The organism is Proteiniclasticum aestuarii (assembly GCF_017368455.1).
GTDB lineage: Bacteria > Bacillota > Clostridia > Clostridiales > Clostridiaceae > Proteiniclasticum > Proteiniclasticum aestuarii.
Map to the genome: position 1 here is coordinate 128,283 of NZ_JAFNJU010000008.1, position 26,393 is coordinate 154,675.

Sequence of the window (26,393 nt, forward strand, 5' to 3'; positions counted from 1 at the left end):
TAAACCTTAGTTTCTAAGAAATGCCATATAGCCTTTCTTGGTTTCATAGACATCCGCCTTGCTGACCACTTCCCATGGCGCATGCATGTTCAGAACCGCAACACCGCAGTCGATGACTTCCATGCCGTAGAGGGCCAGAATGTATGCGATGGTTCCGCCGCCGCCCACATCAACCTTGCCAAGCTCTGCTGTCTGATAAGCCACATTATTCTCATCGAGGATTCTTCTCAGATCCGCCATATACTCCGGATTGGCATCATTGGAACCTGATTTTCCGCCTGAGCCTGTAAACTTGTTGAAGACCATGCCTCTTGACAGAAGGGCTGCATTCTTCTTCTCGAAAGAAGATGCATAGGTGGGGTCGTAGCCTGCACTTACATCGGAGGACAGCATTCTGGAGCTGGCAAGAGCTCTTCTCAAGGTCAGCTCACTGTAGATGCCCATGGCCTCCAGAAGCTCTGCCACCGTGTTTTCGAAGAACTTCGAACGCATTCCTGTGGCGCCGACGCTTCCGATCTCTTCCTTGTCCACTAGAAGGGTGCAGGCGGTTCTTTTCACTGAATCGAATTCCAGCATGGCAGCCAGGGATGTGTAGGCACAGACTCTGTCATCATGTCCGTAGGCCATGACCATGCTGCGGTCAAGTCCCGCTTCTCTGGCGCGACCTGCAGGCACCACTTCCAGTTCTGCGGAGAGGAAATCGTCCTCTTCCATGTCGTAGGTGTCCTTCAGAAGTTTCAGGACTCCCTTCTTCACGGACTCCTTCTCTTCCCCCTTCAGCGGCTTGCTGCCGATGATGATGTTCAGATCATCCCCTTCAATGACCTTGCCTGCTTTCTTTTCCAGCTGTTCTCTGGAAAGATGGATGAGCAGATCAGAGATGAACACCACCGGATCCTTCTCATCTTCCCCGATGACCACATCAATGGCTGTTCCATCCTTTTTGATCACCACACCATGAATGGCCAGCGGAATGGTGACCCACTGATACTTCTTGATACCACCATAATAGTGTGTATCCAGATACGCCAGGTCCGTATCCTCGTAGAGCGGATTCTGCTTCACGTCCAGTCTTGGTGAATCCACATGAGCACCCAGAATGTTCATGCCCTTCTCAATGGAATCCTCTCCGATGAGAAACAGCGCGATGGCTTTCTTCATGAGGGTTGCATAGACCTTGTCTCCAGCCTTCAGCTTCGTCTTGTTTCTGATGATCTCCTGAAGATCCACATACCCTGCTTTTTCAGCCATCTCTGCAGATACCTTGACCACTTCTCTTTCGGTCTTTCCTGCATCCAGATAAGCCATGTATTCCTTGTTCACCGCTTCCAGTGCTTCCAGGTCCTTTTCGTCATAATTCAGCCAGATGTTTTTTCTTTCCAATTTCATTTCCCCTTTTCGTTTCTGATTTTTCATCACTGATTTCAATTATAACACAAGACTTTCAGGGGAAATCCCTTCACCAGTACAGTTTCCGCCGGACGAATGCAATAATTCCTTGCATAAATAAACCCGGCGCGTATGCACCGGGCAAGTGGCTGAAAGACGTCTATGTTCTTTTCTTAAGACTCTCCCTATTACTTCTTGTCGTCATCATCCAGGGCATCGTTGATTTTATCTGCCACGCTGTCTTTCGCTTCTTCAAAGTCCTCTTCTACTTCGGCCTTCTTCTGCTGGAGCTTTCCCTTCAGTTCCTGTGACTCGTCGTCTGTGATTTCTCCAACTGCTTCGTTGAATTTTCCTTTTGCCTTATCCGTTGCATTGTCAAATTTATCTTTGAAATCTGTCATATATTTTCCCTCCTGATTTGCTCTTGCTTCACTTCATTGAAACGAATGATTTTTCCTTCGTCTTTCATCCTATGCATTTATGGTACCATCTTCCTTCAGGGTCTCGCTACAGTTCAGGAGGGAATTCACTGAACATTAAGGCTTCATTCACTATAGACACAGTTCTCTCATCTTATTCATGATTTTCCAGGGTGCTCAGCTTCTCGAAAATCTCTCTTGTGACTGCTTCGATTTCCTTTGTTCCATCTATTCTCAGAAGGAGCTTTTTCTTTTCGAAAAACTCGATCAGCGGCATGGTCTGCTCTTCATACACTTTCAGTCTCTCTTCCACAGCTTCCGCATGATCGTCACGTCTTTCTGCTAGCTCATGACCGCAGTGGTCGCAAAGCCCTACCTCTTCAGGAGGATTGAACTGCAGATGATAGCTTGCACCGCAGAACCTGCAGATTCGTCTACCCGGCATTCTTTCCCTGATATAGGAGGAAGGTACGTCAATGAGCAGCGCTGCATCCAGCACTTGGCCTCCTTTTCGGATCATCCTGCAGAGTACCTCTCCCTGATACGCAGTTCTCGGAAATCCGTCCAGGAGATAGCCCTCTTCCACATCCGCCTGGTCCAGACGATTCATCACCAGGTCAATGGTCACTTCATCGGGCACCAGCAGTCCCTGGTCGATGAAGCTTTTCGCCTTCTTCCCCAGTTCCGTACCTTCTGTGATATTTCTCATGAAGATGTCTCCCGTTGAAATATGCGGAATGCCGAATTTTTCGGATATGAACTTTGCCTGTGTTCCTTTTCCTGCCCCAGGTGGTCCCAGTAGAATGATTCTCATAAAATAACCCCCACTTTAATGGCCGTTGGAATTTTCTGACCATTTTCTTTCAGCTTAGCACTTCTTCACTGAAATTTCCATAGGATAATCCACCCCGCGATGGATCCCATCACTTTTCCCTTTCCTCCAGTTTTTCCATAAATCTTATGACCCGATTGTTCACCAGCCTGTCCTTCTCAAAATTCAGTGCATGGGAGGCCCCCTTCCAGCTTTCAATTTCAATATTTCTCACTTGCGCTCGTCCCACTTTCACCGCTTTTTCCGCATCATGAAGGAGACTCTCTCCCGCCATGATGGCCAGCACCGGACATTTTATTCTATTGAGATCCCTTTTGCTGATCCTTCTGGGGATCGGTGTTCTGAAGAGGAAGTTCTCCATGCTGGTGGTGACGATTCTGGTCATGGGGTCTCCTTTCAGATCAATTTCACGGTTCAGAAGAAAAGAAAGCATCTTATCCTTGTTCCACTGGAACAGGAGAAACTGCTTCACTGTCTCCAGGGTGATGGAGGTGAAGACAAACACAGGGTCCAGCAGCAGGAGACTTTTGACTCTCTTTGGGTAGTGCCGCACATAATTGGCTGCGGCCCATCCGCCCAAGGAAGCTCCAAGAAGATGGATTTTCTTCAGTCCCAGCTTTTCAAGGGATTCCTCCAGCCACACCGCCTGATCGCGGGTCTTCACAAATGGCCTTGTCTGAATGCTTCTGCTCGGTTCACCGATGATATCAAAGGCGTAGACAGACCTGTTCTTCATGAATGCCGGTATGTTCAGAAACCACATGTAGGACGATGCATAATGGCCATGGAGGAGCACAAGAGGCGTCTTGTCTTTATTCTCCTCTTTTCCGAAGTGATAAACGCGAGCAAGCCCAAAAGACGTCTCGATATCGATGACTTCTTTCGGGCTCGGAAGATATTTCATGGCCATTGCATAGTATTTCAGAAATTCTTTTTTCGCTTCAGGCGATCTGAATCTGCTGACTGCAAATTTCCTTATTCTTTTCATTTCAGTTCACACCTTCCGTGTCCATGGAAACAGCTAAACGTACACTTTATCCCAAATGCCTCTTTTCTAAATCATAGCACGAGCACATCTTAAAATCGCTGATTTTCATAGAATACATGAAAGGTTCATTTTTTAAGCTTCCACTAAACTTTCCGGGTTTTCGATTGAGATTTCTCGTCGTCTCCAGAGAGAAACCTTCTTTTTCCTATACAGCCTGTTCCAAAGATATCTTCAGTTTCTTTGACTTTGACCACTGCAGATAGACCATGGTGAAGATCACCAGTATACCGGTGGTGTCTGTCAAGAGGTTCGGATCAATGAGCATGAGTCCTGCACCGCCTATGATCATTCTTTCCCAGGCTTTCATCTCCGTCAGCATGAACCCTTCCATGGCCACTGAAACTCCGAATATCCCGATGAGCGAGGTGAGGACGATTCTCACCACTTCCGGGGCTGTGGTATCAATGAGAAGCATAGCAGGATTGAAGGCGAAGATGTAGGGCACGATGAAGGCCGTTATGGCCAGTCTTGTGGCCGTGACCCCTGTCTTGAAGGGATTGGACTTTGCGATGGCGGACCCTGCATAGGCCGCCAGAGCCACCGGTGGCGTGATGTCTGCCACAATGCCGAAATAGAATACGAACATATGCGCCGCCAGCATCGGTACACCCATGCTCATGACGATGGGCGCAGTGATGGTAGCCATAATGACATAGTTGGCTGTGGTGGGGACCCCCATCCCCAGGATGATGCAGCTGATCATGGTGAGGAACAGAGCCAGGAGTTTACTGGTTCCGGCAACACCCATGAGGACATTGAGAAGATCCTGTCCCAGGCCTGTAAGGGTCACGATGCCTACAATGATGCCCGCGATGGCGCAGGCGATGGCCACCCCCATGGTATTCTTGGCGCCGTTTGCCAGTGCTTCTATGAAGGTCTCTGGCGTAAGCCTCGTCTCCTTGCTGAACATGCTCACGATGACCGCCGTCAGAATCGCATAGATGGCGGAATAGGCGGGCGTACGTCCCATGCTCATGAAGGTGATGAGGGTTACGATGGGCAGAAACAGATACCCTTTCTTAAAGAGCAGTTTCCAGAAATTGGGAATGCTTTCCTTGGGCAGACCCTTCAGTCCCAGCTTCTTGGCTTCCAGATGGATCATCATGAAGATTCCGGAGAAATAGAGCAGCGCAGGCAGGATGGCTGTCATGGCCACGGTGGCATAGGGCGTATCGGTCATCTCGGCCATGAGAAACGCCGCCGCTCCCATGATCGGAGGCATGATCTGACCGCCTGTGGATGCTGCCGCTTCCACAGCCGCTGCAAACTCGCTCTTGTATCCTGTTTCCTTCATGATGGGGATGGTCACGCTGCCGCTTCCTACGGTATTGGCCACGGAGCTTCCAGAGTACATCCCCTCCAGTGCACTGGAAATCACCGCCACCTTTGCAGGTCCGCCTGAGGCGCCTCCGGCAATGGAGTTGGCCATGTCGATGAAGAAGGTTCCGATACCGGTCTTCTCCAGAAAAGAACCCAGGATGATGAACAGTACGATGAAGGTTGCTGCAACCCCAAGAGGTGTTCCGATGATTCCGTCCGTGGTATAGAAAAGCTGATGAATGATTCTTCTCACGGAATGACCGGAATAAAAGGCATAGGCGACGAATCCTGCTGCCACAACAAGGATCGGCAGGCCTACCACTCTTCTGCACAGCTCCACCAGTAGAAGTGTACCGATGATCCCCATGGCGATTTCCACGGGACCGATGTTCACCGCTTTGGCTACAATGGCTTCAAAATTAAATACATAGTAGAAGAACGCGCCTCCACCCATGACCGCAAAGAGCAGATCATACCAGGGAATCCTGTTCACTCTTTTCGCATGGCTTTTACGGATGGGATAGATCAGAAATCCGATGAAAATCAGAAGCCCGATGAAGGAGGACCTTCTGACCTGTTCGGGTGGTGTGGCGATGAGTGTCATCCAGAACACATACAGTGTGAAGAAGACCAGAAGTCCCGTGATCACATGCTTCATGGTTCCCGTGAAATGACGTGTATTGGACTCACGATCAAACTCTGCCATCAGCTCTTCCACTGCCGCTCCATCGGTCATTATTTTATTCAGCTCTTTTCTTTTCTTCATATCTCTCTTCTCCGTTTCTATTTCACTACAATTGCTACAGATGCGTTTCTCCCGCATAGTTCTCTCAGACTGATTTCCTTTCCGTGGATGGTCAGGATATGATCACTGACCGTGCCCACGATGAGATTCAAAGACCCATAGGACTGCTGAAAACCTCTAATGACCATGTTTCCATCCTTGTCATAGGACAGCTCCTCCCCCTCTCTGAGCTCCGTCTGGACACCGGCTCCGAAGGAGCTGTAGATGGTCTCATAGGCATCCAGGTGATGGCCTCTGATGATGAGCCGATCCGTCACCGGACTCTTGTTCACGGAATGAATGAAGGTGATGGAAAACACATCCCCTTCTTCCACATCAAAGGATCCATAGATTTCTCCGGTGTCCTGGTCTCTGATCAGAAGCTCCTTCTCCTTCAGTGAAAAAAGAAGAATGCCTCCCAGAAGCAGAAGCGCTCCCAGGAGATAGACTTTCTTTCTCATCTTATTTCAGCGCTCCCGCTTCTTTGAAGTATTTTTCTGCGCCCTTGTGGAATGGAATGGAGATTCCATCCACCGCATAGGCTTCACTGAGCTCTTTTCCCTTGGCATGGGCTGAAGTGATTTCATCCTTGTTCTCGAACAGCGCCTTGGTCATGCTGTAGACCGTATCCTCATCCAGATCGTTGCTTACGATGAAGGTCGCTTTCACTGCCAGAGTGGTCACATCCTCCTCCACACCCGTGTAGGTTCCTCCTGGGATATCATAGACGGTGTAGAATGGGTAGCTTTCCATCAGCGTCTTTGCCACCTCATCATCAATATCCAGAATCGTGATGTCTTTGCTGGTCACAAGATCCATGATGGCATTGGTGGGTGCGCCTGCAGTGGCGAAGAAGGCATCAATCTTGCCGTCCTTATAGGCATCTGCTGAGGCTGAGAAGCTCAGATTCTGCTTATTGATGTCCTCAAAAGTGATGCCGTAGGCATCCAGAATCTGCTTGGCATTGAACTCGACACCGCTTCCCGCATCCCCAACGGAAACACTCTTCCCCTTGAGGTCCGCAATGGATGTGATGCCAGATGAAGGATTTGCGACAATCTGAACCACTTCCGCATACACGGCCGCCATGGCGGAGAATCCTGTGACGGCTCCATCCTCCATGAACAGATCCGTACCGTTGTATGCATAATCCATGACATCATTCTGCACAATGGCCATATCCACCTCACCTGCATCAATGAGCTGAATATTCGCTTTTGATGCGCCGGTGGACTGGATGTTAAAGGAGATGTCTTCCTTTCCTCCTATAATCTGACCGACAGCCGTTCCATAGGAATAGTAGGTTCCTGTGTTTCCACCCGTCGCCAGCTTCACCACTGTCCCTTTGTTCCCGCACGCTGCCAGAACGGTTGTACTTGCCAGAATCAGTCCCATTATTTTCATGAATCCTTTTTTCATTGTATTGCCTCCCGAATTTAATTTGTGAATAAATAATAAATGAATTGTATATTGATGAGCAGGCAAAGTCAATACAAATTTGATGAAAAACTCGAAAAAATGAATAATCTAATTTTAAATCCTGCATTTTATTTATTTAATTAACCGGGTACTGAATTGGCGAAACAAATCATAAATGCTTACATCCATTGCAAATAGGCATTCATATCATTTTATTGTTTTCTCGTTCTGAATGCATTTATGAAATTTTCAATTTCAATTCTTTCATATCTGTAAACCTTATCACCTCTTCACAGGCGCATAAAAGCCGGGTTTTCACCCGGCTTTCCCACTATCTGTTCTATTCGAATTACACGTGGTCCAGAATCTCCATGAGACTGTCCACTTCATATGTCGGTATGATTTCGCTTGTGTTCTCTTTCTTCCATGGATTGTACCACAGCGTATCCACACCGAAGTCCCTTCCTCCTCTGATGTCGGAGCTTAAGCTGTCCCCGATCATCAGAACTCTCTCAAGATTCTCATGCCCCAGCTTCTCCAAGGTGTAGGAGAAAATTTCCGGGTCCGGCTTCGACACCCTGATCTCTTCGGAAATCACGATTTCTTTAAAATAATGACTGACCGGTGATTGCCTGATTCTTCTTGTCTGCACATCTGTAAGTCCGTTGGTGATGATGGCCATTTTATATTTTCCATGAAGTATCTTCAGGAGCTTCTCCGAATCAGGATAGAGAAAGGAAGCATGGGATAGATGCCCCATGTATTTTGCCGCAAAGTCCTCTGGAGAAAAATCCAGTTTCAGCGCATCTCCATACCTTCTGAACCGCTCCACCTTCAGTTTCTTCTGGGTGATTTCTCCTCTTTCAAATTCCTTCCAGATGGCTGTATTGATCTCATGATAGGATTTCAGATGCACCTCTTCCTTGTAGTCATATCCGTAATCCTCCATGGTCTTTATAAACGCATGTCTTTCCGCTTTCTTGAAATCAAAAAGCGTATCGTCTGCATCAAACAGCAGTACTTCATATTTCATATTCATTGATCCTCCATGATATTTTATCTTCTCATTCTAACATAACTACGCGATGCACAAGTAGTGAAGCAAGAATTAAAACAAATTAAAAGATCCAGCAGGGATCTCTCCCCCACTGAATCTCACTATACTCTTCCCGCTAGATATACTGCTTGTAGCTTCTGTTAAGAGACTGCAGCTCATTATAGTACTCATAGTACTCTTCATCCGTAAGGGGCTGCCCTTCCAGCTCCTGGAGTCTTCTGTAGTACCTGGGCGCCTTCTCCATATCGAGAACCATGTCGCTGGCCATGAAGGCAAGCTCCACAAGCTCCACTTTCTCACCATGATCAACGATCATCTTTTCCGCCAGTTCAAGAGCTTCATCATATCCGTTCAATTTGAAGTAGGCATTGGCCAGTTCATAGGATGCATCATAGGTGTCCTCGATTTCCCTGGCTGCATTGTAGTATAGCACCGCTTTTCTGAAGTTTTCCTCCTCATAAAGCTCCCTGGCTTTCAGCAGAGCTTCTTCATAGCCTGTGATTTCTTCTTCCGGCAGCTGATCTTTCAGATCCTTTATGCGCATCATGTCGGAAGCACCTCTGTAGTCTTCGATATACTCCGTCACCCTTGGGATGAACTCCCTCTGGGCATACTCTGACTTGGCATACCAGATGTTGGATCGGATAGCACCTTTCCTTCGTGCTGAGGACTTGGAAGTCTTGATGACAAAGGTCCGCTCTTCTTCTGGAACCAGTACACAGTTCTCCGCATCCGCCATGAAGCTGAAATCTATATATTCATCTTCATAGAGAGGCAGACTGATCATTTCCTTGTAGGCCGTGGCGTCTCTGTACCAGCCGACAATGCGGGATTCTTCCTCACTGATCGCCGCACACCAGACGATGGTGAGATCCTTCATGGATTTGGCACCCTGAGGAACGCCTCTGAAGTGTCTGTCCAGAAGGATGTCTCCACCTGAACGCACATAGCCGTAGCATTTTCCGTTGAAGTCCCTGAAGTTGTTCTGCTCGAACACATCAGAAGGATCCTTCACCAGCACGCCCGCATGCTTGGGCCGGTCCTTCGCTGATGCTCCGTTATAATATTTCATCCAGTTGATGTTGCAAAAAATTATATTCATTCTTTCTCCTGATTTCCTTATTATTTTCACTATTCTCCATTGTAACACACAGGATGGATACCTGTTCCCCCTCAGACAAAATATAATTCCCCTCCCGTTTACGGAGTCTCCTGGATTCCCTCCGGAAGAGGAATCTCTTCCAGAGAATTCAATTCGTTGATGATCAGAATGAGTTCATTATCCAGAACCATTTCTGAAACCTCATAATCAAACTTCACAGCCAACTTCTCAAGCTCTTTCTTCTCCTTATGAAATGAAAAACGGATTTCATAGGTTCTGATGTTCCACTTTTCCACATCCGCTTCATTGAGCTTCAGCATGCTTACAAGTATGGATTTGAACTCTTCCGGTGTGAAGAAATCTGTCGTGTAATACTCCAGAAGCACCTCTTCTTCATTCTTGTCCAGAATGGAAACGAATTTCAGAAGATCCAGCAGTTTCACATCCATCTGAAGCTTCGAAAACATGGCCGGATTAAAGGAATCCTCCTGAAGAATCGGCATCCCTTCCTGCCAGGAAAGAAAAGGCAGATTGTATTTATGAAACACCTCTTCTCCTTCCGTGTAGATGTCCACAATCCTTCTGTTTCCGAGGGGTCCCAGATTCATACTGATTTCCGTATAAGATGTATTCGGCTCCAGAACAAGGAGTGTATCACCTGTAATACCCAGACTGTTCTCTCCCATACCCATTCTGCTCTCGAAGCTGAGATCCATGGATGAAGCATTTCTAAGCGCATTGTAACTCCTGTAGGAAAGACTGTATCTGTTGTCCGTGAAATACAGAAGAAGCCCTCCGGCAATCACAAGCACCAGAAGAGCACCCACGATCCGTATGATCCATTTGCCCATAATACATCGTCCTCTCTTTCTTGCTTTTATTTTACTGTACCATAACCACTGAAAGGTTTCATGAATAGATTCTTAAGTTTCTGATCTCCACACTTCATCGGACTGCCGGACCTCCCATGAAAAAGGCTGTCAGACTACGATGATGCAAGGAAAATCCGGATACCCTCAGGCATCCGGATTTTGTCTTTCACTGTTTAGTTTACGGACAGATTGATCACTTCTCTGTTTTCAAAGGAAGCTCTGATGGCTTTTATGATGTCACCATGTGCATCGTTGAGACTCATCGTTGCGGATGCTGTAACATCTGCAAGCATGGCTTTCTCTTCATCACTCAGCGCGTCATACTTCGCCTTATCTTCCGCATCTTCGGAACCGTCCTTCAATGCACGTCCGTTTCTGTCGGAGGTATACTTGTCAAACCATTCTTCGATTTCTTCCACAGTCTTGCCTATGAACACTTCTTCATAACCATCCATCTGCTCTGCCCAGGTGCTGATGCCCATTTTATAGTCATCGCCTCTCTCACGCTTAGTCATCCAGGATTCGATTTCACTGAAGAAGTTCTCTTCTGTATCTTCGGTCTTTCCGTCTACTTTCTCATCATGGTCTTCATCATAGTTGTATCCGCCCTGACCTGGGAATCCGCTGAAATGAGGCATTCCAGCACCATCATAGTTCGGTGAAGCCACTTCAAGCTGATCCACATGGATGGCAACCACTCTGCCTTCCTCATCAAATAAGGTATTGGCGAACACCTGATTCAGACTGTAGACTTGCACATCCTGGTCGTCTTTTCCAGGTCCGATTCTTGGCATGAAGGACACACCGAATCCGGCTGCTTCCGCTTCTGTGATTTCAAGCCCCATTCTGTTCTCATATGCTTTTCTGATGGCTTCAATGATATTTCCATGGGAGTCATTGAGGCTCATGGTTGCGGATGTGGTCACATCTGCAAGCATTTCCTTGTCTTCAGCACTTAATGCATCATACTTTGCCTTGTCTTCCGCATCTTCGGAACCTTCCTTCAGGGGACGCCCATTTCTGTCTGATGTATATTTTTCAAACCATTCTTCGATTTCTTCTACAGTCATTCCAACAAAGGTTTCTTCATAAGCATCCATCTGCTCGGACCAGGTGCTGATGCCCATTTTATAGTCATCGCCTCTTTCACGCTTGGTCTTCCAGAGCTCCACTTCCGCTATGAAGTTCTCTTCCGTATCTTCTGTAACACCATCGACCTTTTCATCATGGTCTTCGTCGATGTTGTATCCACCCTGTCCTGGCCATCCACTGAGGTGGGGCATTCCTTCTCCATCATAGTTTGGTGTGGCCACTTCAACCTGATCTACATTTAGATAAATGATCTTACCTTCTCCATCGAAAAGAGCACTGGCCAGGACTTCATTGATGCTCCAGACCTGTGTTTCCGTATCATCCGCTCCGGGGCCTTTTCTGCCCAGGCTTGAAATACCAAAACCGAGTGCTACATCGGATGCTTCCACATTGGAAGGATCCTCTTCCTCTTCCACCATAGGCCATGGATTCGCATCTGGATCCAGTGCGTTCTTCATTGCATAGATCAGCCCTCTGCTTGTGACTGTAGCGCCCGCAATGACGTCCACATCTGCAGAGTTCGCTTCCACGAATTTCTCAGGAAGCTGTTCCAGTGCTGGTGTACCGACTCCATCCGTTTCATCCGGACCTTCTGCTACGACATTGGTAATTGTATCTCCATCCATGGTGACAGTGACGGTCACCTCTCCGCCGTATCCTTCTCCTGTACCGGTAAGCGTCTCCTCCTCTCCGGGTGTTTCCGGAGTTTCAGGTGTTTCTTCATCGGTGTTTCCGCATGCAGCAAGTCCAAGAACCATAGTTGCTGTGAGTAATAGTGATACGATCTTTTTCATGTTTTCCCCTCCATTAAGATACTGGGTCTCCCCGTCCCGTATGTGAGACTGGCCAAACCTTCGTTTGACATTTAACTAACACATATATCTTATACCTTATTTCGGAAGGATTCAAGGCTTTTGCTCTATTTCCGCACAATTTTCTGACAAAGATTTGTTCATGATTGTAAAAGCATAGGAGCCTCAATAGATAACATCGATATAAAATATATTATACAATGTTAAGCATGAAGCTCCTATAGCATTTGTTCTATTCTCTTCTTTATTCCTATATCTTACTCGTCAGAATTCTTCCTTTAGACTTCTGACGAAGAGACTGTTCAGGGTCTCTTTCGGATCCTTGCCATGAAACAGTACATCATAGACCGCTCTGCATATGGGCAGGTCCACATGATGCTCTTCCGAGATTTTCATGATGGCTTCCACGGTATAGTACCCTTCCGCTAGAGAAGTGTATTCTGTTCCTCTCACAAAGCTCTCCCCGAATTTTCTGTTATGACTGAACTGGGAGAAGACTGTAGCCTCGTAATCACCAAGGTGACACAGGCCATAGGCTGAAAGAACATTTCCGCCCATGGCTTCGATGAGTCTTGAAATCTCTCTGGTGCCTCTGGACATGAGCGCTCCCTTCAGCGAAGACAGCCCCAGTCCATCAAGCATTCCTGCCGCAATGCCGATGATGTTCTTCGTTGCTCCTCCGATTTCATTCCCGATGAGATCATTGCCATAGTAAAAACGGATGAGATCCGAGGAAAAGGATTCGATGAGCCTCTCCTTGACCTTCTCATCCCTGGAATCAATGACCATGCAGTTGGGAATTCCTCTGTAGAATTCCTGAACATGTCCGGGTCCCAGCCATACAGCAACTGCAGAGGTGTCTTCCATATATTCTTCCACCACCTCTGTGAGTCTTTTTCCGGTGGAGATCTCCATCCCTTTCATGCAGAGCACAAAGGTTCTGTTTCTGACTTTGAAAGGCTCAATCTCCTGCATCAGCGCTCTGAGCCCCTGGGAATTCACAGAAATGATGATCACTTCCGATTCCAGTGCCTTTCCAAGGTCAGATTCAAGCTGTACGGTTTCCGGCAGCGTGATGAGACCATTGGTTCTTTCCTCCCTGAAACGCTTCAGGTGGCTGGAGGATGCTCTTCCGTAGAGCGTCACCTCATGTTCTCTTCGATCCAGATACCAGGCAATGAAGGAACCCCATCTGCCGCATCCGATTACACTTATCTTCATCTTTCTCTCTCCAATCTCTTAAATGAATTAAGCTGTTTATTACAGACAGTATTCTGCCTACCTTTTATTCTAGACCCTTGCATGACCCGGTTCAAAAAGATCGTGAAACCTTCACGCTTATTTAAGAAAGATGAGGTCTAACCGCTCTCTTGCGGATAAACCTCATCTTCTCTTCTTGTTTTCTTCTATCGATCCACTACGATGGAATAGTAGTCTGTATCAAGAATCATGGCGGAGTAATAGAACTGTCGCTCGATCTCACTGGAAATGAACTTTCGGTATTCTTCCTTCTCCTCATCCGTCATGGTGACACCTTCATTCAGGGTGAACTCCTTCGTCACGGAATTGTATCTTCCTTTGTCCGTGATGAAGCTTCTGTTGTTGAAGATCACCAGCGGATCGCTGTCCGAGAACATATCGATTCCCATCATGAGTCTGGAATCATATTCCAGGCCCATGAGATTGGAGATGGTCGGTATGATGTCAAGGCTTGATACGGGACGGTCGATGGTCTCAGGCTCCATTCCCTTTGCATAGAGTATGAAGCTGGATTTGTAGAGCTCGAAGTTTGATTCCACCTCATGACCGGCCAGATCGCTGATTTCATTCATCTCGAGTCCGTAGGGATAATGATCCGCACTGATGGCGATGAGCGTCTTGTCCGCCACACCGGCCTCTTCCAGTTTCTCAAGCAGGTGCTCCATGGCTCGGTCCAGCTCGATCTGGGTGGCCATGTAGGCCTTGCCAGCCTCCGTATAGGGAAGATCCTGCACCAGATCCTTGTTCTTGCTTGCTATGAAGTTTCCTGAGAAGGAATATCTCATATGGCCTGACACCGTCATGTAGTAGGTGTGGAAGGGTACGTCGTTCATGTATTCCTCTGTGGTCAGCTCCATCATCTCAAGGTCCGATTCCGGCCAGGTCGCTCTCACATCCAGACCGTTGCCAAGCCCTTTATAGTCGTAACCCAGATTCGGATGGGAAATGTCACGGTTGTAGTAATCATAGGTATGGTTATGATAAGCCATGGTCTTGTAGCCAAGGTTTCTCAGCTGATTTCCCATGGTGAAAGGCATGGAGATGGCACCGGATTTGTACATGCTCCATACGCCGCTTTTGGGAATGAGACCTGTGGTGGCCACATACTCTCCATCGGAAGTGCTGACGCCCCAGATGGGATTGTAGAAGTTCGTGAACTTGAACCCTTCCTCCTGCATCTTGTACAGGGTAGGTGTCACTTCCTCATCCACTGCATAATGGGAATACCCTTCTGCCGTGATGAGAATCAGGTTATAATCCTTGAACCTTCCTGTATACTCATTCTGCATGGTAGGCTTTCTTGTGCTGTAGTAGATGTGCATGTTTTTGAGATTCTCGTTTGAAGTCTCCCCGATGATGGCTTCATAATCGATATCCATCACATTCTCTTCATAGACCACTGGAGTCTCCTCCACCGGTGTTTCCTCTTCTCCGGGAGTTTCTGATGGAGTCTCCTCAGGCTCTTCCGGCTCCTCCGGTACCTCTGCCAGTGGTGGTGGCGCAAGTTCAGGTTCGAATCCGAAGACGGTTCTCTGAAGATCGATTCTCATGCTGGTCATGAGACCCAGCTGATTCACAGAAGCCACTGGATAGTTGTTTCTGTAGTACATGTCATAGGCCGAGTTCACTTCCTTGTCTCCCAGATGGATCCCGGCAAGAGCTCCTCCGAAAAAGATCACAAGGGTCAGTGCCAGCATGCCTCTTTCCTTCCAGCTGGATACATAATTGGACGCATCGCTTTTCTTCGTGAGTACAGCGAATACAATCAGCGGCAGAAAGAGAAGGACCAGCCAGAGGGCATTCTTGCCCATGGCGAAGAAGATGTCATTGATGAATTCCAGCACCTGGGCACCGTTGCCTGCTGAGTATACTGTATAGAAAGTCTTGAAGATCTTATAGTAAATCAGCTGTGATGAAAAAAGCAGTGTCAGAAGGATCAGTGCAGCACTGATGACAGCTGTCCTGGCACTTCCTTTGAAAAGTCCTGCAATCAGATAGATCAGGATGGAAGCGGTCCCTGAAAATAATAAGGAATAGAGAAGTCCTGCATTAAAGAATATTTCCTCCGTATTCACCCTCAGAATCAGTTCCATAAATAAAATAGTGCCAAACAGAAACAGCAGAAGGTTCCACCCTTCCAGATAGGATCTGTATCTCTGTCTCTTTCTCCGAATCATTCTAGTCTCACTCATGTCTCTTATCTCTCCTTCTATTAAGGGTTCTCCCTTAGATCAACTTGGTCAGTTCTTCCAGCAGCATCACTCTGAAGAGCTGATGCGGATAAGTCATGTCGCCAAAGGAAATTCTCCTATGCGCCATGGCCAGCACTTCTTCAGAAATGCCCAGACTGCCTCCGATGATGAACTGGATTTTCTGCCCGTCCATCTGCTCGACTGCCAGCATCTTCTTCAATGCATCGCTATTCGTCTTTTTTCCTCTGAGATCCATGGCGATGATCCTAGCCCTTGCATCCAGATGCTTCAGTATGCTCTTACCTTCAAGATTCTTCACGCGCTCCAGCTCTTTCAGCGAAGCACCTTCTTTCGTCTTTTCGTCTTTTATTTCAATCACGCTGATTCCCGCTCTGTGATTCAGTCCCTTAAGCAGACTGTCCTGAGCGCTTCTCAGGTAGTTCTCCTTGAGCTTTCCTACCGCAATGATATCAATTTCCGTTCTCGTCATTTTCCACCTCATGCCACTCTAAAGATTCGATGATCTTGTCGTAATAGGCAGCATTGTTTTCCATATTCTCTGTGAAGCTCCATAAAATCACCTGAATATATTCCTTCTCATTTTCCAGAATGAGGAAAGCATAGGTCACGGAAACACCATCGATGTTCCCTTCCACCTGGAACCTTCTGCCTCCAAGGCTATCTATTTTCACAGTTTCAATTTCTGTCATCCTCGGTTCTGCCAGATCCTTCATGACAGTTGTCCCGATGAGCTCACTGTAGGAATCCAGATCCAGTTCCTCAGGAAATCTTTCCCTATCGTCTGCAAGGGTGATGAGGTAGGACTGATACGCTTCATTATATAAGGAAAGATCCGACTCCTCATGAAGCGTCTGGTCCTCTTCCCAGAGATCCGTCGCAGCAATGGAGAGTTTCCCAGAGCTGCTCATGAACTCTCTGTACGTTTCTGTCTCTTTCTCCTCCTGGAGACCCTCCGGATTCAACGGACTGTCAGGCGGCTCTCCCCGATTATTTCCACAGGCAGTTAGGAAAACCAGAAGAAGAGCGAGCAGACCTGCCACTACAGCCTGATTTCGTATATGCTTGATGGTCATTTCATGTGCTCCTCTCCCTCTTGGCATCATTACCTACCATAATACGCTCCGGAAAGATTCAATTGGTATCAAAAAAGAAAAAAGCGCTTTTCTTTAGAAAAACTTAAGAAAAGAAAAAAGACTTCGTTCCATAAGTCACGAAGTCTTCCAATCAAATCCTACTCATTCATATAGGAACTAAGAAACCTTGCCACAGCACTTTTTGTACTTCTTGCCGCTTCCGCATGGACACGGATCGTTTCTTCCAATCTTATTCTCATTTCTTACGGTTCTGGAATCCTTCAGTTCCTTCTGAATCTCTTCTCTTTTCTCTTCAGTCAGAATGTTTTCCCAGGCTGGAATCTCATAGAGATAATCCGCTTTCGCGTCCAGCATATTATAATACAGCTTCTCCAGATTGATATCCAGGGTGATTTCATCATCCGCACCGATGTTTTCTAGGTCCAGCTGTGTATTGAGAGAATCATTGACTCCATCTGTGAATCCCATGACGAATTCATCTGTTGTCTTCATCTCTTTTGCAAGATCACTGATTCTATAAGTGAATTTCTCATATGGATTGTCCAGAATCTTTCTGTAGATTCCGCCTTCCACCTTGGAGTATTCCTCCCAGAATGCTTTCTCTCCCTTTGTCTTCACATAGTCTACGACCATGTCATTCCAGCTTTTGTATAAATTCATGTCTAATTCTCCTTCAAACTTTGTAATAATGCTTTGTCATTATACCATGTCATCGCTATGATCCGCTACATCTTCCATCTTTCGGAGACGATAGGCAGAGCTTTCTTTGCAGTAGTCACATATATGCTTTTCATCCTTTTCTATTAGAGGAAAGGTTTCATATTCTAATATGAAATCATCTATGGCCATGTCATAATCTTCAAGGCAGCTGTAAAATATCTTCATGTTACACCTCCGTATAACTGGAGGGTCTGATTCTGCTTGCCAGTGCAAGATCCACATCCTGCCCGGGACCTATGGACAGCTTCTCTTCCAGGAAGATGTTCTCCACGGTTTTGAAAGCAAGTTCCGGAACATTATTGGTTCCGGATAGATGACCCAGGACGATTTTCTTTTTTCCGTATTTCAGTATTTCCAGCGCGGCTTTTCCGGCATCCACATTGGAGAGATGTCCGACCTCACTCAGTACTCTTCTTTTCAGATCATAGGGATAGGGACCGAATTTCAGCATCTCAATATCGTGATTGCTTTCCAGAAGCACCAGATCGGACTCTAGAATGCTGTTTCTGATTTCTTCCGTGAACACACCGATGTCTGTGGCGATGCTTATTTTCTTTCCACCCTGAGTGACGGTGTACCCTCTACAGGCAACCGCATCATGGGGTACTCTGAAAGAGGAGATCTCCATATCCTGTATGGTGAACTCCTTCTCCACAATCTTCACATTATGAGGTCTGATCTTGCCCAGACATTTCTCCATGGCCACCCATGTTTTCTCATTTGCATAGATCGGAAGGTCAAATTTTCTGGAAAGAATACCTGCGCCTTTCACATGATCACTATGTTCATGGGTGATCAGAATGCCGTTCAGCTCCGTGGGATCCTCCCCGATATTTTCAAGCGCACTGATGATACTTTTCCCAGTCAGTCCCGCATCCACAAGTATCTTCGTTTTATCCGAACCGATGAAAATACTGTTTCCGCTGGAACCGCTGTACAATGAGCAAAAAATCATATTTACACTTCCTAGCACTTTTCGACGGAAATTTCAGCACCCAGCTCTCTGAACTTCTGTTCAATATTCGGATATCCTCTATAGATATGCTCCACGTCGCTGATTTCCGTCTTTCCTTCTGCAATCAGTCCAGCAATGACCATGGCCGCACCCGCTCTCAGATCCGTAGCTCTGACATTGGCACCGGACAGTTTTTCCACGCCTTCGATGATTGCCGTTCTTCCTTCCACAAGGACACAGGCGCCCATTTTCTTCAGTTCATCCATGTGCTTGAATCTGGATTCCCAGATGCTTTCATTGATGATGCTTCTTCCCTTGGCGATACTCATGAGTACACCCATGGGCTGCTGCACATCTGTTGGGAATCCAGGATAAGGAGAGGTCTTCACATTACAGGACTTGAGATTCTCCGGATCTGATTGGATCACCAGACTGTCATCGTATTCCTTTATGATTACCCCCATTTCCTCCAGTTTTGCCGAAATGGATTCCATATGCTTGGGAATGATGTTCTTGATGGTCACTTCACCACCACAGGCTGCAGCGGCAATCATGTAGGTTCCCGCTTCGATCTGGTCGGGAATCACACTGTATGTGCAGCCCTTCAGTTCCTTGACGCCATTGATTCGGATCACATCGGTACCCGCTCCCTTGATGTCTGCACCCATGGTGTTGAGGAAGTTTGCCACATCCACCACATGAGGCTCTCTGGCCACATTTTCAAGGACTGTCTGTCCTTCTGCAAGGGTCGCTGCCAGCATCACATTGATGGTCGCGCCCACTGAGACCACATCGAAAAAGATGTTCGCTCCGATGAGTCTCTCCGCTTTGGCTGTGATGGAGCCATGGTCCATGGTCACTTTTGCCCCAAGCGCTTCAAATCCCTTGATGTGCTGGTCCATAGGTCTGACGCCGATGGCGCATCCTCCAGGTAGTTCCACCTTTGCACTTTTGTATCTGCCGAGCAGTGCGCCCACCAGGTAGTAGGACGCTCTCATCTTTCTCACATCTTCCGTATCCGCCACGACTTTCAGATCTCCTGTGCAGTCGACGGAATAGGTGGTCCCGTTTTTCACGATTTTCCCACCTACAGATTCTATGATTCTTTCCAGACAGTGCACATCGTCAATGTCTGGTATGTTTTCTATTTCACTGATTCCATTGGCCACCATGAGCGCCGCTGGAAGTATTGCAACCGCAGCGTTTTTGGCACCGCTGATTTCCACTTCTCCATGTAATTTATGACCACCGATTATTATTAATTTTTCCATATATTCCACCTTTATCACTCATACTCTTATCAGGCTTTTCCCGAGGCATGGGCACCTTCTTCTGTTCTTTCCAAATCTGATGACATTCAAGCCTTCTCTTCAATCATCCCATGGGCAATTACCACAATATATTATATCATAAATCTCCAGTGTATACTTGCATTTATTACAATCTTTACTGCAGATACCTGAATCGCTGCAAGCCAGCATTTTCAGTGTCTGATAGATTCCCATCGCCTCAGAACCGGCCAACATTCACAAAATAGACCAGATGACGGCTAATCGAAGAGCAGACAATAGACAACAGAGTAAGCAAGTTATGATATAATGAAAAAAAACACATGCGGAGGCAGCAGTAGATGAAATACTATCTCGTAGCACTTCTGGACAAGGAATCAGGGAAAGTCATTGAAAGTTCCACCAGAAATCTCATAAAAAAAATAAAACCGAAAAAGAAAACCTCATTTTACGGTGTTGTTCTGGAAACCATCGAAGATCCGGATCTTACGAAGCTTGAAGACATCATCACTGATATCTCAAGACCCATCCGCTACTTCAAAATCGATGTGCAAGGAAATCTGTCCTTTGATGAAAGTACCAGGACCATCGGCCTTGATGTGAGCAATTTCGGATATGTGAAAAGCCTCTCCCGTAATTTCAATACCATGCTTGGACTCCACGGATTCAAAGTGCGAGAGGAAGAGGAAATCGAATCGAAGGATTCCGTTCAGCTGGTGCTTTTCAACGGAGGCATCACAAAGGACCTGGCAAGCTTTCAGAATGTACTGAGAAAGAATGCCGGCAGTAAATTCAGAGTCGACAGGTTTCAGCTCTGGAAGAACTTCAACTTCAGAAAGGATTCCGTTGTAGCCACCATACCACTGAAAGATCCCAACGTCATATCAAAATAACTGCTGTGGGGCCGATAAGGCCCCACATTTTTAACCGTAGTTTCAGAAAATTTGTCCCGGGATGAATTTTCATGCTGTTATTTGTTATAATTTTCTTATCACAGGAACGAGGAGATACTTCATGAGCACCATTATGCTTAGACCCTATAAATCAAATGTCGTCACTTTATCCGCGAATTTCGTGGATTATTATATGCCCAAAGCAAGGGGCGAATACGTCAAGGTGTACATCACTCTTCTTCGCTATACACAGGTCGGAGAAGACGGTGTTTCCACCAGTTTTCTTGCGGACATTTTAGGTCTTCTGGAGACCGATGTGCTGAAAGCGCTGGAGTACTGGGATCAGGTGGGACTCCTCTCCCTCCATACCATTGATGCCCACGGCAGCATGTCCATTGAAATCAAGGAAAGCCAGAGTCTGGTGCATCCTAGGATTACAGCATCGGAACCTGCAAAGAGACAGGAGGCGAAAGAGACCGCTGCAGAAAAAGAAGCGGAAAAGCCTTCCGAGCCCATGCATCCCATGCTGCAGGAGATATCCATGCTCATGGGCCGTCCACTATCTTCCTCGGAAGCGGAGAAATTCCTCTACTTCAAGGACAGATACGGACTCACAGAAGAAGTGATCATACTGATGGTCCAGCACTGTGTGCTGAAGGGCAAGACCAGCATGAAATACATCGAGACCGTGGCCATCAACTGGGACAGTCAGGGCATCAAGACCGCCGAACTTGCCCAGCAGAACATCAAAAAGCATGAAGAGAAGTGGTCGAATTACAGAAAGGTGCTGACCTATCTTGGCATCAATGACCGGGATGTGCCCAAACCTCAGGAAGATCTTCTTGAAAAATGGTTCTACACCTATGGCTTCACCACAGACATGATCCTGAAAGCCTGCGACATCAGCTTCAACGCCTTGGGGAAAGTGGAAATGGGTTATATCAACGGAATACTCAGATCCTGGCTGAAGGACGACATCAAAACCCTTCAGGATGTAGAGAAGAACGAAAAGATGCCACGAAAATCCAAAACCAGAAAAACGCAGAACCAGAACAAGGATTTCACGGAGCGAGAATATGACTATGACGATCTTGAAAGAAAGCTATTGGGGTGGGATAAATGATCAAAGGCTACCATGGCCTCATCATGAAGAAATATGAGGAACTAAGAGAACGAGAGAAACTGGCTTTACTGAAGAGAAAAGAGGAAGTGGAGCGAAAAGCGCCTGAACTGGCGCACATCGAGCAGCGGATTGCCCGGCTCAGTATGGAACTGGCCATGATGAACTTCAAAAAGAATGTGAACTATCAGGAAGAATTCCCGAAGCTGAAAAGAGAAATTACCGAACTTAGGGCATCCAGGCTCGAAATTCTAAGCAGCCTCGGCTATCCCCTAGACTATCTGGAACATCAATACACCTGCAACAGATGCCAGGATACGGGATACATCCGCCAGGATAAATGTTCCTGCTACAAGAAGAATCTCATCGATGTTTATCATCGCACCTCGGATTTCAATGATCTCATCCGAGAATACACCTTCGACAATTTCAAGCTGGATCTTTATGAAAGAGAAGAGGGCTCCTATCCCTTATCGCCCAAGGAGAATATGTCAAATATCCTGGAAGCTTCTCTGAGTTACATCCGCAGCTTTAAAACCACAGACAGTAATCTACTGTTCTATGGTAGCCCCGGAACCGGGAAGACCTTCCTTTCCAGCTGTATTGCCAAGGAGCTTCTGGATGCAGGTTTTCTTGTGGTCTACCGTACAGCGGATGGTCTAATTCAGAATCTGAAAGAAGTCAAGTTTAATGACAATGTGGAGCTTCTGGAACTTCTTCTGAACTGCGATCTGCTCATCATAGACGATCTGGGAACAGAACTCAGCACGGAATTTTCCAAAGTGGAGCTGTTCAATTTCCTGAATTCAAAGCTTCTGAGAAAAAAGAAGATGATCATATCCACAAATCTGACACTGGAAAATCTGAAGAACAAGTATGATGAACGAATCTATTCCCGCCTTGTAGGGGACTTCAACCTCTATAAGTTCCTGGGGCAGGATCTCAGAATCAAAAAGAATCATGAAAGAACAAAGAAAGCCTGGGGTTGACCCCGGGCTTTCTTCCTTTTGAACTTCTTTCTTCAATTTCACTATCGGATTCTGGTCTATTTCTGCAGCAGGTTCACGAAAAGTTATCCACAAAGCTCTGCTCTTTTTTCATGAAATCATACACCTGTTTGTGGATAACTCGGGTATAAGTCCCAGGTTTTCCACAGATTGGTCACAGGTTCTTGTTGAAATCAAGACCAGATCCGTTTTTAAGCAATAAAAAAAACTCACTATAAAAGTGAGTTTCTACTGGAGCTGGTGAACGGAATCGAACCATCAACCTGCTGATTACAAATCAGCTGCTCTACCATTGAGCCACACCAGCAAGTGGCGACCCAGAAGGGACTCGAACCCTCGACCTCCGGCGTGACAGGCCGGCACTCTAACCAACTGAGCCACTGGGCCATGTATGGTGGGAACAACAGGGATCGAACCTGTGACCCTCTGCTTGTAAGGCAGATGCTCTCCCAGCTGAGCTATGCTCCCATACCTTAAAAAAAAATGGTGACCCCTAGGGGACTCGAACCCCTGATACCACCGTGAAAGGGTGGTGTCTTAACCGCTTGACCAAGGGGCCTTAAGTTAAATTGAAATGGCGACCCAGAAGGGACTCGAACCCTCGACCTCCGGCGTGACAGGCCGGCACTCTAACCAACTGAGCCACTGGGCCATGTAATGGTGGGAACAACAGGGATCGAACCTGTGACCCTCTGCTTGTAAGGCAGATGCTCTCCCAGCTGAGCTATGCTCCCGTAATACATGAATAAATGGTGACCCCTAGGGGACTCGAACCCCTGATACCACCGTGAAAGGGTGGTGTCTTAACCGCTTGACCAAGGGGCCATATCGCCATTAATTTCCTTATTCATTTAGGTCAGAATTAGCTTGGGTGTTAACCTGACAAAGACTATAATACCTAACATTTAACAGACTGTCAACATTTTTTTGTAAAAAAGTTTCGGGTTCTTCCTAATAGCTCAGTTCCACCAGGGTGCAGCCTTCCACATATTCCATGCCGTTGTTTTCACAAAACTCTCTGATCTCATGACTTCTCGCTCCTGGTTGAGCCATGATCATTTTGATTCCGTATGCATGGGCATCCTTCACGATTTCAAGACCTCTTCTTGGATTGATCACAAGATTCAGCACTTCAAACTTTTCTTCCCGATCACTTAGCTCGCTGAAGGAGTTGATCACATCTTCTTTCTCATCCAGAGGATGCATACCTACTACGTTATACCCTCTCTTGATCAGTTTGTTGTAGATTCTTCCAGCATACTTCGTCTGATTATGTACATCACCAGCGACGACCCAGTTCTTATATTCCATCAATTTACTTGCATCCAAAATTTATTCCTCCTAACTAAAATGTCAGAAAACATTTACAGACCTGTACATTAATTATAGCCTTAACGGTTTCAGATTTCCATACTTTAGGTAATATAGACCAAACAAAGTAACCGGAAAGACATTTCCCTTCAGTTATATTATAATGATGAATAAGAAATTCAAATGAGGTATCGATATGGAAAAACATGAAATCATCATTGTGGGTGCTGGAGCTTCCGGTGTCTATCTTTCTCTTCTTCTGGCCGACTATGGTAAAGACATCCTTCTTCTGGAAGCGAAGGATCGGATTCTGAAGAAACTGCTGACGACCGGAAATGGACGATGTAATATCACCAATGAAACGGTCATGGATAGAATCAGCGATATGTACACCAGCGACAACGATTCCTACGATTTTTCTCCCCTTCGGACTTATGACCTTGAAGATACCTTGCGCTATTTTTCGAGCCTGGGCCTGAACCTGACTACACTGGATGACCATAAGATGTATCCTTACTCTCTTCAGTCCTCCTCTGTGGTGGATCTTCTACGGCTCTCACTGGAAGAAAAAGGCGTGCCTCTGAAGCTCAATGAAAAAGTCACGAATGTCCGAAAAAAGGGCAAAACCTTTCTTGTTACAACGACAATGTCACAATATGAATGCGACAAACTGGTCATAAGCTCCGGTGGTATGGCTGCCCCTGGAACCGGATCCGACGGCTCCATGTATAAGATTCTCCGTGGGCTTGGCCATCACGTGATCACCCCCATGCCCTCTCTCGTACAGATGAAGCTTTCCCATCCCGCTCTGCGTGCACTGAGTGGCGTGAAAATAAGCGGGTCCGCAGTCCTTAGCATGAATGATGCTATCCTTAGGAAAGAAGAAGGCGAGCTTCTCTTCACAGATTACGGAATATCAGGCCCTCCCATTCTGCAGCTTTCCAGATTCCTTCATCCTCATCTAGAGAACGGAAAAGAGCTCCTTCTCACACTGGATTTCTTCCCGGAAAAAAGCCCTGAGGAGGTCAAGGAGATCATACTGAATCATGCCGCATTATTCAGCTATCGGTCCGCCATGGATGTGTTCAAAAGTCTTCTTCCTTCTAAACTCATCCCGGTTCTTCTGAGAGAATCCGGACTGGATCGACCTTCCACCGTGATTGGTGAAGTGGATCCTATTCATCTGATAAAGCTGGCCCAGCTGCTTAAGGAGTGGTCCTTCCCAGTGACCGGAACCCAGGGATTCAACATGGCCCAGGGAACCTATGGTGGGGTGGATACCAGGGAAGTCCGACATACACTGGAATCTCTTAAGGTGCCGAATCTGTACCTCACAGGTGAGGTACTGGACGTTCTGGGCGCCTGCGGGGGATTCAACCTCCAATGGGCCTGGTCCACCGCCGGAACCGTCATGAAGGCTCTGACAGGTCAGATGGAGGGTCGGTAGAAAATCGACAGATGTAAAATGGAGACTGAGAAGATGATCTCAGCCTCCATTTTTTGTATCATTTTTCACTCAGCCATTGGAGAAACCGGGGCATGAAATCTGCCCAGACTGCTTCATTATGTGTTTTCCCCACAGCGATATTGAGGCTGATTCTTCTGTACTCCGCTCCTCTTTCAAGAAGTGCTCTGAGATAGTTCAGTGTATTGTTCACATAGATCTGGGAGTCTTCTATATCCACTTTTCCCGTTTCTTCGTCACGGCTCTCCTCCGTTCCCACCTGAAGAAAAAATCTCATGTCCCTGAAATTACCTTCCTCATGGAGCATCGTAAGGAAAGGCTTTTCCGACACCCAGGATGCCAGGGAGAATACCCCCAGTGCGGAGAACAGCTCCGGATACTTTGTGCCCATGTAGGCGGTCATGAGACCACCCATGGAGCTTCCAGCAAGAGCTCTGTCCTCTCTCCGCCTCGAGATAGGATATCTGTCTTCTACCAGTGGTATGATTTTCTCCGCAAAATAGGCTGCAAACTCTCCTCCCTGCCCCAGAGAGCTGTATCGTTCATCTTCAAAGGGCCAGGGACCATACTCGTCCAGCCGTTTATCCCCTGCATTGTCTATGGCGACAAAGATCATAGGCTTTATGATTTTTGCGCGAACCAGCCGATCCGCTGCCTTCTCCACATCCCATATGACGCCAGCGAAGGAATCCTTCTTGTCAAACACGTTCTGCCCGTCGAAAAGATACAAGACCGGATACATTTCAAAAGGCTTCATCTCTGTCGGCAATGCGACTCTGATCTTGCGCGAAGAACCATCATGCATTTTTACTATAATATTTTCTCTTTTCATCTCCATTCCTCCATCTTCTGTTTCTTCCATTATATCAGCCAGAGGGAGACTCAGGATAAGGAAAATACCGATGCGAAATTCACTGCTG

General features: G+C 46.8%; 25 protein-coding genes and 7 tRNA genes. 4 read left to right on the top strand and 28 right to left on the bottom strand.

Annotated elements, in window-relative coordinates; genetic code table 11:
• Nucleotides 1–6: 6 nt before the first annotated feature.
• From J3A84_RS11190 to J3A84_RS11280, 19 genes are all read right to left on the bottom strand, one after another.
• Nucleotides 7–1,389, bottom strand: a complete 1,383-nt coding sequence (locus J3A84_RS11190) for an aminopeptidase (RefSeq protein ID WP_342590964.1) — start codon at nucleotides 1,387–1,389, stop codon at nucleotides 7–9.
• 188 nt (nucleotides 1,390–1,577) lie between these two features.
• Nucleotides 1,578–1,790 carry a CsbD family protein gene (locus J3A84_RS11195; protein WP_207600121.1) on the bottom strand — a complete coding sequence of 71 codons (213 nt, stop codon included), beginning with the start codon at nucleotides 1,788–1,790 and terminating at the stop codon, nucleotides 1,578–1,580.
• Between the two features lie 172 nt (nucleotides 1,791–1,962).
• The gene (locus J3A84_RS11200; protein ID WP_207600122.1) at nucleotides 1,963–2,622 is read right to left on the bottom strand and encodes an adenylate kinase; all 660 of its coding nucleotides are present in this window, start codon (nucleotides 2,620–2,622) and stop codon (nucleotides 1,963–1,965) included.
• Nucleotides 2,623–2,731: 109 nt separating this feature from the next.
• Nucleotides 2,732–3,628 carry an alpha/beta fold hydrolase gene (locus tag J3A84_RS11205; RefSeq protein ID WP_207600123.1) on the bottom strand — a complete coding sequence of 299 codons (897 nt, stop codon included), beginning with the start codon at nucleotides 3,626–3,628 and terminating at the stop codon, nucleotides 2,732–2,734.
• 205 nt (nucleotides 3,629–3,833) lie between these two features.
• The gene (locus tag J3A84_RS11210; protein WP_207600124.1) at nucleotides 3,834–5,774 is read right to left on the bottom strand and encodes a TRAP transporter permease; all 1,941 of its coding nucleotides are present in this window, start codon (nucleotides 5,772–5,774) and stop codon (nucleotides 3,834–3,836) included.
• Nucleotides 5,775–5,791: 17 nt separating this feature from the next.
• Nucleotides 5,792–6,253, bottom strand: a complete 462-nt coding sequence (locus tag J3A84_RS11215; protein ID WP_207600125.1) for a DUF1850 domain-containing protein — start codon at nucleotides 6,251–6,253, stop codon at nucleotides 5,792–5,794.
• A gap of 1 nt (nucleotide 6,254) precedes the next feature.
• The gene (locus J3A84_RS11220; protein WP_207600126.1) at nucleotides 6,255–7,211 is read right to left on the bottom strand and encodes a TAXI family TRAP transporter solute-binding subunit; all 957 of its coding nucleotides are present in this window, start codon (nucleotides 7,209–7,211) and stop codon (nucleotides 6,255–6,257) included.
• Between the two features lie 349 nt (nucleotides 7,212–7,560).
• The gene (locus tag J3A84_RS11225) at nucleotides 7,561–8,244 is read right to left on the bottom strand and encodes a YjjG family noncanonical pyrimidine nucleotidase (RefSeq protein ID WP_207600127.1); all 684 of its coding nucleotides are present in this window, start codon (nucleotides 8,242–8,244) and stop codon (nucleotides 7,561–7,563) included.
• A gap of 139 nt (nucleotides 8,245–8,383) precedes the next feature.
• Nucleotides 8,384–9,370: a tetratricopeptide repeat protein gene (locus J3A84_RS11230; protein ID WP_207600128.1), complete on the bottom strand. Its 987-nt coding sequence runs from the start codon at nucleotides 9,368–9,370 to the stop codon at nucleotides 8,384–8,386.
• A 98-nt stretch (nucleotides 9,371–9,468) separates the two neighbouring features.
• Nucleotides 9,469–10,221 (bottom strand): hypothetical protein, encoded by a 753-nt coding sequence (locus tag J3A84_RS11235; RefSeq protein ID WP_207600129.1) that lies wholly within the window; start codon nucleotides 10,219–10,221, stop codon nucleotides 9,469–9,471.
• A gap of 194 nt (nucleotides 10,222–10,415) precedes the next feature.
• The gene (locus J3A84_RS11240) at nucleotides 10,416–12,128 is read right to left on the bottom strand and encodes an FMN-binding protein (protein ID WP_207600130.1); all 1,713 of its coding nucleotides are present in this window, start codon (nucleotides 12,126–12,128) and stop codon (nucleotides 10,416–10,418) included.
• Nucleotides 12,129–12,410: 282 nt separating this feature from the next.
• Entirely contained in the window at nucleotides 12,411–13,367 is a 957-nt protein-coding gene (locus J3A84_RS11245; protein WP_207600131.1) for an NAD(P)H-dependent glycerol-3-phosphate dehydrogenase, read from the bottom strand.
• Between the two features lie 185 nt (nucleotides 13,368–13,552).
• The gene (locus J3A84_RS11250; RefSeq protein WP_207600132.1) at nucleotides 13,553–15,598 is read right to left on the bottom strand and encodes an LTA synthase family protein; all 2,046 of its coding nucleotides are present in this window, start codon (nucleotides 15,596–15,598) and stop codon (nucleotides 13,553–13,555) included.
• Between the two features lie 34 nt (nucleotides 15,599–15,632).
• Nucleotides 15,633–16,088 (bottom strand): 23S rRNA (pseudouridine(1915)-N(3))-methyltransferase RlmH, encoded by a 456-nt coding sequence (locus J3A84_RS11255; RefSeq protein ID WP_207600133.1) that lies wholly within the window; start codon nucleotides 16,086–16,088, stop codon nucleotides 15,633–15,635.
• Nucleotides 16,069–16,692: a hypothetical protein gene (locus J3A84_RS11260; RefSeq protein ID WP_207600134.1), complete on the bottom strand. Its 624-nt coding sequence runs from the start codon at nucleotides 16,690–16,692 to the stop codon at nucleotides 16,069–16,071. The genes J3A84_RS11255 and J3A84_RS11260 overlap by 20 nt, the downstream gene beginning before the upstream one ends.
• 177 nt (nucleotides 16,693–16,869) lie before the next feature.
• Nucleotides 16,870–17,373 (bottom strand): SEC-C metal-binding domain-containing protein, encoded by a 504-nt coding sequence (locus tag J3A84_RS11265; RefSeq protein ID WP_207600135.1) that lies wholly within the window; start codon nucleotides 17,371–17,373, stop codon nucleotides 16,870–16,872.
• A 39-nt stretch (nucleotides 17,374–17,412) separates the two neighbouring features.
• On the bottom strand, nucleotides 17,413–17,598 hold the full coding sequence (locus J3A84_RS11270; protein WP_207600136.1) for a CxxH/CxxC protein: 186 nt from the start codon (nucleotides 17,596–17,598) through the stop codon (nucleotides 17,413–17,415).
• 1 nt (nucleotide 17,599) lies between these two features.
• Nucleotides 17,600–18,388 (bottom strand): MBL fold metallo-hydrolase, encoded by a 789-nt coding sequence (locus J3A84_RS11275; RefSeq protein ID WP_207600137.1) that lies wholly within the window; start codon nucleotides 18,386–18,388, stop codon nucleotides 17,600–17,602.
• 11 nt (nucleotides 18,389–18,399) lie between these two features.
• Nucleotides 18,400–19,659 carry a UDP-N-acetylglucosamine 1-carboxyvinyltransferase gene (locus J3A84_RS11280; RefSeq protein WP_207600138.1) on the bottom strand — a complete coding sequence of 420 codons (1,260 nt, stop codon included), beginning with the start codon at nucleotides 19,657–19,659 and terminating at the stop codon, nucleotides 18,400–18,402.
• Between the two features lie 359 nt (nucleotides 19,660–20,018).
• On the opposite strand from J3A84_RS11280, the gene J3A84_RS11285 reads away from it, so the two are divergent.
• The 3 genes from J3A84_RS11285 (at nucleotide 20,019) to J3A84_RS11295 (ending at nucleotide 22,679) form a co-directional block, all read left to right on the top strand.
• Nucleotides 20,019–20,570 (top strand): hypothetical protein, encoded by a 552-nt coding sequence (locus J3A84_RS11285; protein ID WP_207600139.1) that lies wholly within the window; start codon nucleotides 20,019–20,021, stop codon nucleotides 20,568–20,570.
• Between the two features lie 121 nt (nucleotides 20,571–20,691).
• Complete coding sequence (locus J3A84_RS11290) at nucleotides 20,692–21,693, top strand: DnaD domain protein (RefSeq protein WP_207600140.1); 1,002 nt, start codon at nucleotides 20,692–20,694, stop codon at nucleotides 21,691–21,693.
• Nucleotides 21,690–22,679 (top strand): ATP-binding protein, encoded by a 990-nt coding sequence (locus tag J3A84_RS11295; RefSeq protein ID WP_207600141.1) that lies wholly within the window; start codon nucleotides 21,690–21,692, stop codon nucleotides 22,677–22,679. Before J3A84_RS11290 ends, J3A84_RS11295 begins: the two co-directional genes overlap by 4 nt.
• 250 nt (nucleotides 22,680–22,929) lie before the next feature.
• Here J3A84_RS11295 and J3A84_RS11300 read toward each other — a convergent pair.
• The 8 genes from J3A84_RS11300 to J3A84_RS11335 form a co-directional block, all read right to left on the bottom strand.
• Nucleotides 22,930–23,004, bottom strand: a tRNA-Thr gene (locus tag J3A84_RS11300).
• A 3-nt stretch (nucleotides 23,005–23,007) separates the two neighbouring features.
• Nucleotides 23,008–23,084 (bottom strand) — tRNA-Asp (locus tag J3A84_RS11305).
• Nucleotides 23,085–23,089: 5 nt separating this feature from the next.
• A tRNA-Val gene (locus J3A84_RS11310) sits at nucleotides 23,090–23,165 on the bottom strand.
• Between the two features lie 16 nt (nucleotides 23,166–23,181).
• Nucleotides 23,182–23,256 (bottom strand) — tRNA-Glu (locus J3A84_RS11315).
• 16 nt (nucleotides 23,257–23,272) lie between these two features.
• Nucleotides 23,273–23,349: transfer RNA gene (locus tag J3A84_RS11320), tRNA-Asp, on the bottom strand.
• Between the two features lie 6 nt (nucleotides 23,350–23,355).
• Nucleotides 23,356–23,431 (bottom strand) — tRNA-Val (locus J3A84_RS11325).
• 16 nt (nucleotides 23,432–23,447) lie between these two features.
• Nucleotides 23,448–23,522, bottom strand: a tRNA-Glu gene (locus J3A84_RS11330).
• Nucleotides 23,523–23,648: 126 nt separating this feature from the next.
• Entirely contained in the window at nucleotides 23,649–24,026 is a 378-nt protein-coding gene (locus J3A84_RS11335) for a CoA-binding protein (RefSeq protein ID WP_242694175.1), read from the bottom strand.
• A 178-nt stretch (nucleotides 24,027–24,204) separates the two neighbouring features.
• Here J3A84_RS11335 and J3A84_RS11340 point away from each other — a divergent pair, with 178 nt between their 5' ends.
• Nucleotides 24,205–25,455, top strand: a complete 1,251-nt coding sequence (locus tag J3A84_RS11340; RefSeq protein WP_207600142.1) for a BaiN/RdsA family NAD(P)/FAD-dependent oxidoreductase — start codon at nucleotides 24,205–24,207, stop codon at nucleotides 25,453–25,455.
• 58 nt (nucleotides 25,456–25,513) lie between these two features.
• On the opposite strand, the gene J3A84_RS11345 is transcribed toward J3A84_RS11340, so the two are convergent.
• On the bottom strand, nucleotides 25,514–26,305 hold the full coding sequence (locus tag J3A84_RS11345; RefSeq protein ID WP_207600143.1) for an alpha/beta hydrolase: 792 nt from the start codon (nucleotides 26,303–26,305) through the stop codon (nucleotides 25,514–25,516).
• Nucleotides 26,306–26,393 lie beyond the last annotated feature (88 nt).

Bases quoted from the DNA above. Each gene is read 5' to 3' on its own strand.
- J3A84_RS11190 (WP_342590964.1), bottom strand. From the start codon at position 1,389: ATGAAATTGGAAAGAAAAAACATCTGGCTGAATTATGACGAAAAGGAC.
- J3A84_RS11195 (WP_207600121.1), bottom strand. From the start codon at position 1,790: ATGACAGATTTCAAAGATAAATTTGACAATGCAACGGATAAGGCAAAA.
- J3A84_RS11200 (WP_207600122.1), bottom strand. From the start codon at position 2,622: ATGAGAATCATTCTACTGGGACCACCTGGGGCAGGAAAAGGAACACAG.
- J3A84_RS11205 (WP_207600123.1), bottom strand. From the start codon at position 3,628: ATGAAAAGAATAAGGAAATTTGCAGTCAGCAGATTCAGATCGCCTGAA.
- J3A84_RS11210 (WP_207600124.1), bottom strand. From the start codon at position 5,774: ATGAAGAAAAGAAAAGAGCTGAATAAAATAATGACCGATGGAGCGGCA.
- J3A84_RS11215 (WP_207600125.1), bottom strand. From the start codon at position 6,253: ATGAGAAAGAAAGTCTATCTCCTGGGAGCGCTTCTGCTTCTGGGAGGC.
- J3A84_RS11220 (WP_207600126.1), bottom strand. From the start codon at position 7,211: ATGAAAAAAGGATTCATGAAAATAATGGGACTGATTCTGGCAAGTACA.
- J3A84_RS11225 (WP_207600127.1), bottom strand. From the start codon at position 8,244: ATGAAATATGAAGTACTGCTGTTTGATGCAGACGATACGCTTTTTGAT.
- J3A84_RS11230 (WP_207600128.1), bottom strand. From the start codon at position 9,370: ATGAATATAATTTTTTGCAACATCAACTGGATGAAATATTATAACGGA.
- J3A84_RS11235 (WP_207600129.1), bottom strand. From the start codon at position 10,221: ATGGGCAAATGGATCATACGGATCGTGGGTGCTCTTCTGGTGCTTGTG.
- J3A84_RS11240 (WP_207600130.1), bottom strand. From the start codon at position 12,128: ATGAAAAAGATCGTATCACTATTACTCACAGCAACTATGGTTCTTGGA.
- J3A84_RS11245 (WP_207600131.1), bottom strand. From the start codon at position 13,367: ATGAAGATAAGTGTAATCGGATGCGGCAGATGGGGTTCCTTCATTGCC.
- J3A84_RS11250 (WP_207600132.1), bottom strand. From the start codon at position 15,598: ATGAGTGAGACTAGAATGATTCGGAGAAAGAGACAGAGATACAGATCC.
- J3A84_RS11255 (WP_207600133.1), bottom strand. From the start codon at position 16,088: ATGACGAGAACGGAAATTGATATCATTGCGGTAGGAAAGCTCAAGGAG.
- J3A84_RS11260 (WP_207600134.1), bottom strand. From the start codon at position 16,692: ATGACCATCAAGCATATACGAAATCAGGCTGTAGTGGCAGGTCTGCTC.
- J3A84_RS11265 (WP_207600135.1), bottom strand. From the start codon at position 17,373: ATGAATTTATACAAAAGCTGGAATGACATGGTCGTAGACTATGTGAAG.
- J3A84_RS11270 (WP_207600136.1), bottom strand. From the start codon at position 17,598: ATGAAGATATTTTACAGCTGCCTTGAAGATTATGACATGGCCATAGAT.
- J3A84_RS11275 (WP_207600137.1), bottom strand. From the start codon at position 18,388: ATGATTTTTTGCTCATTGTACAGCGGTTCCAGCGGAAACAGTATTTTC.
- J3A84_RS11280 (WP_207600138.1), bottom strand. From the start codon at position 19,659: ATGGAAAAATTAATAATAATCGGTGGTCATAAATTACATGGAGAAGTG.
- J3A84_RS11285 (WP_207600139.1), top strand. From the start codon at position 20,019: ATGAAATACTATCTCGTAGCACTTCTGGACAAGGAATCAGGGAAAGTC.
- J3A84_RS11290 (WP_207600140.1), top strand. From the start codon at position 20,692: ATGAGCACCATTATGCTTAGACCCTATAAATCAAATGTCGTCACTTTA.
- J3A84_RS11295 (WP_207600141.1), top strand. From the start codon at position 21,690: ATGATCAAAGGCTACCATGGCCTCATCATGAAGAAATATGAGGAACTA.
- J3A84_RS11340 (WP_207600142.1), top strand. From the start codon at position 24,205: ATGGAAAAACATGAAATCATCATTGTGGGTGCTGGAGCTTCCGGTGTC.
- J3A84_RS11345 (WP_207600143.1), bottom strand. From the start codon at position 26,305: ATGAAAAGAGAAAATATTATAGTAAAAATGCATGATGGTTCTTCGCGC.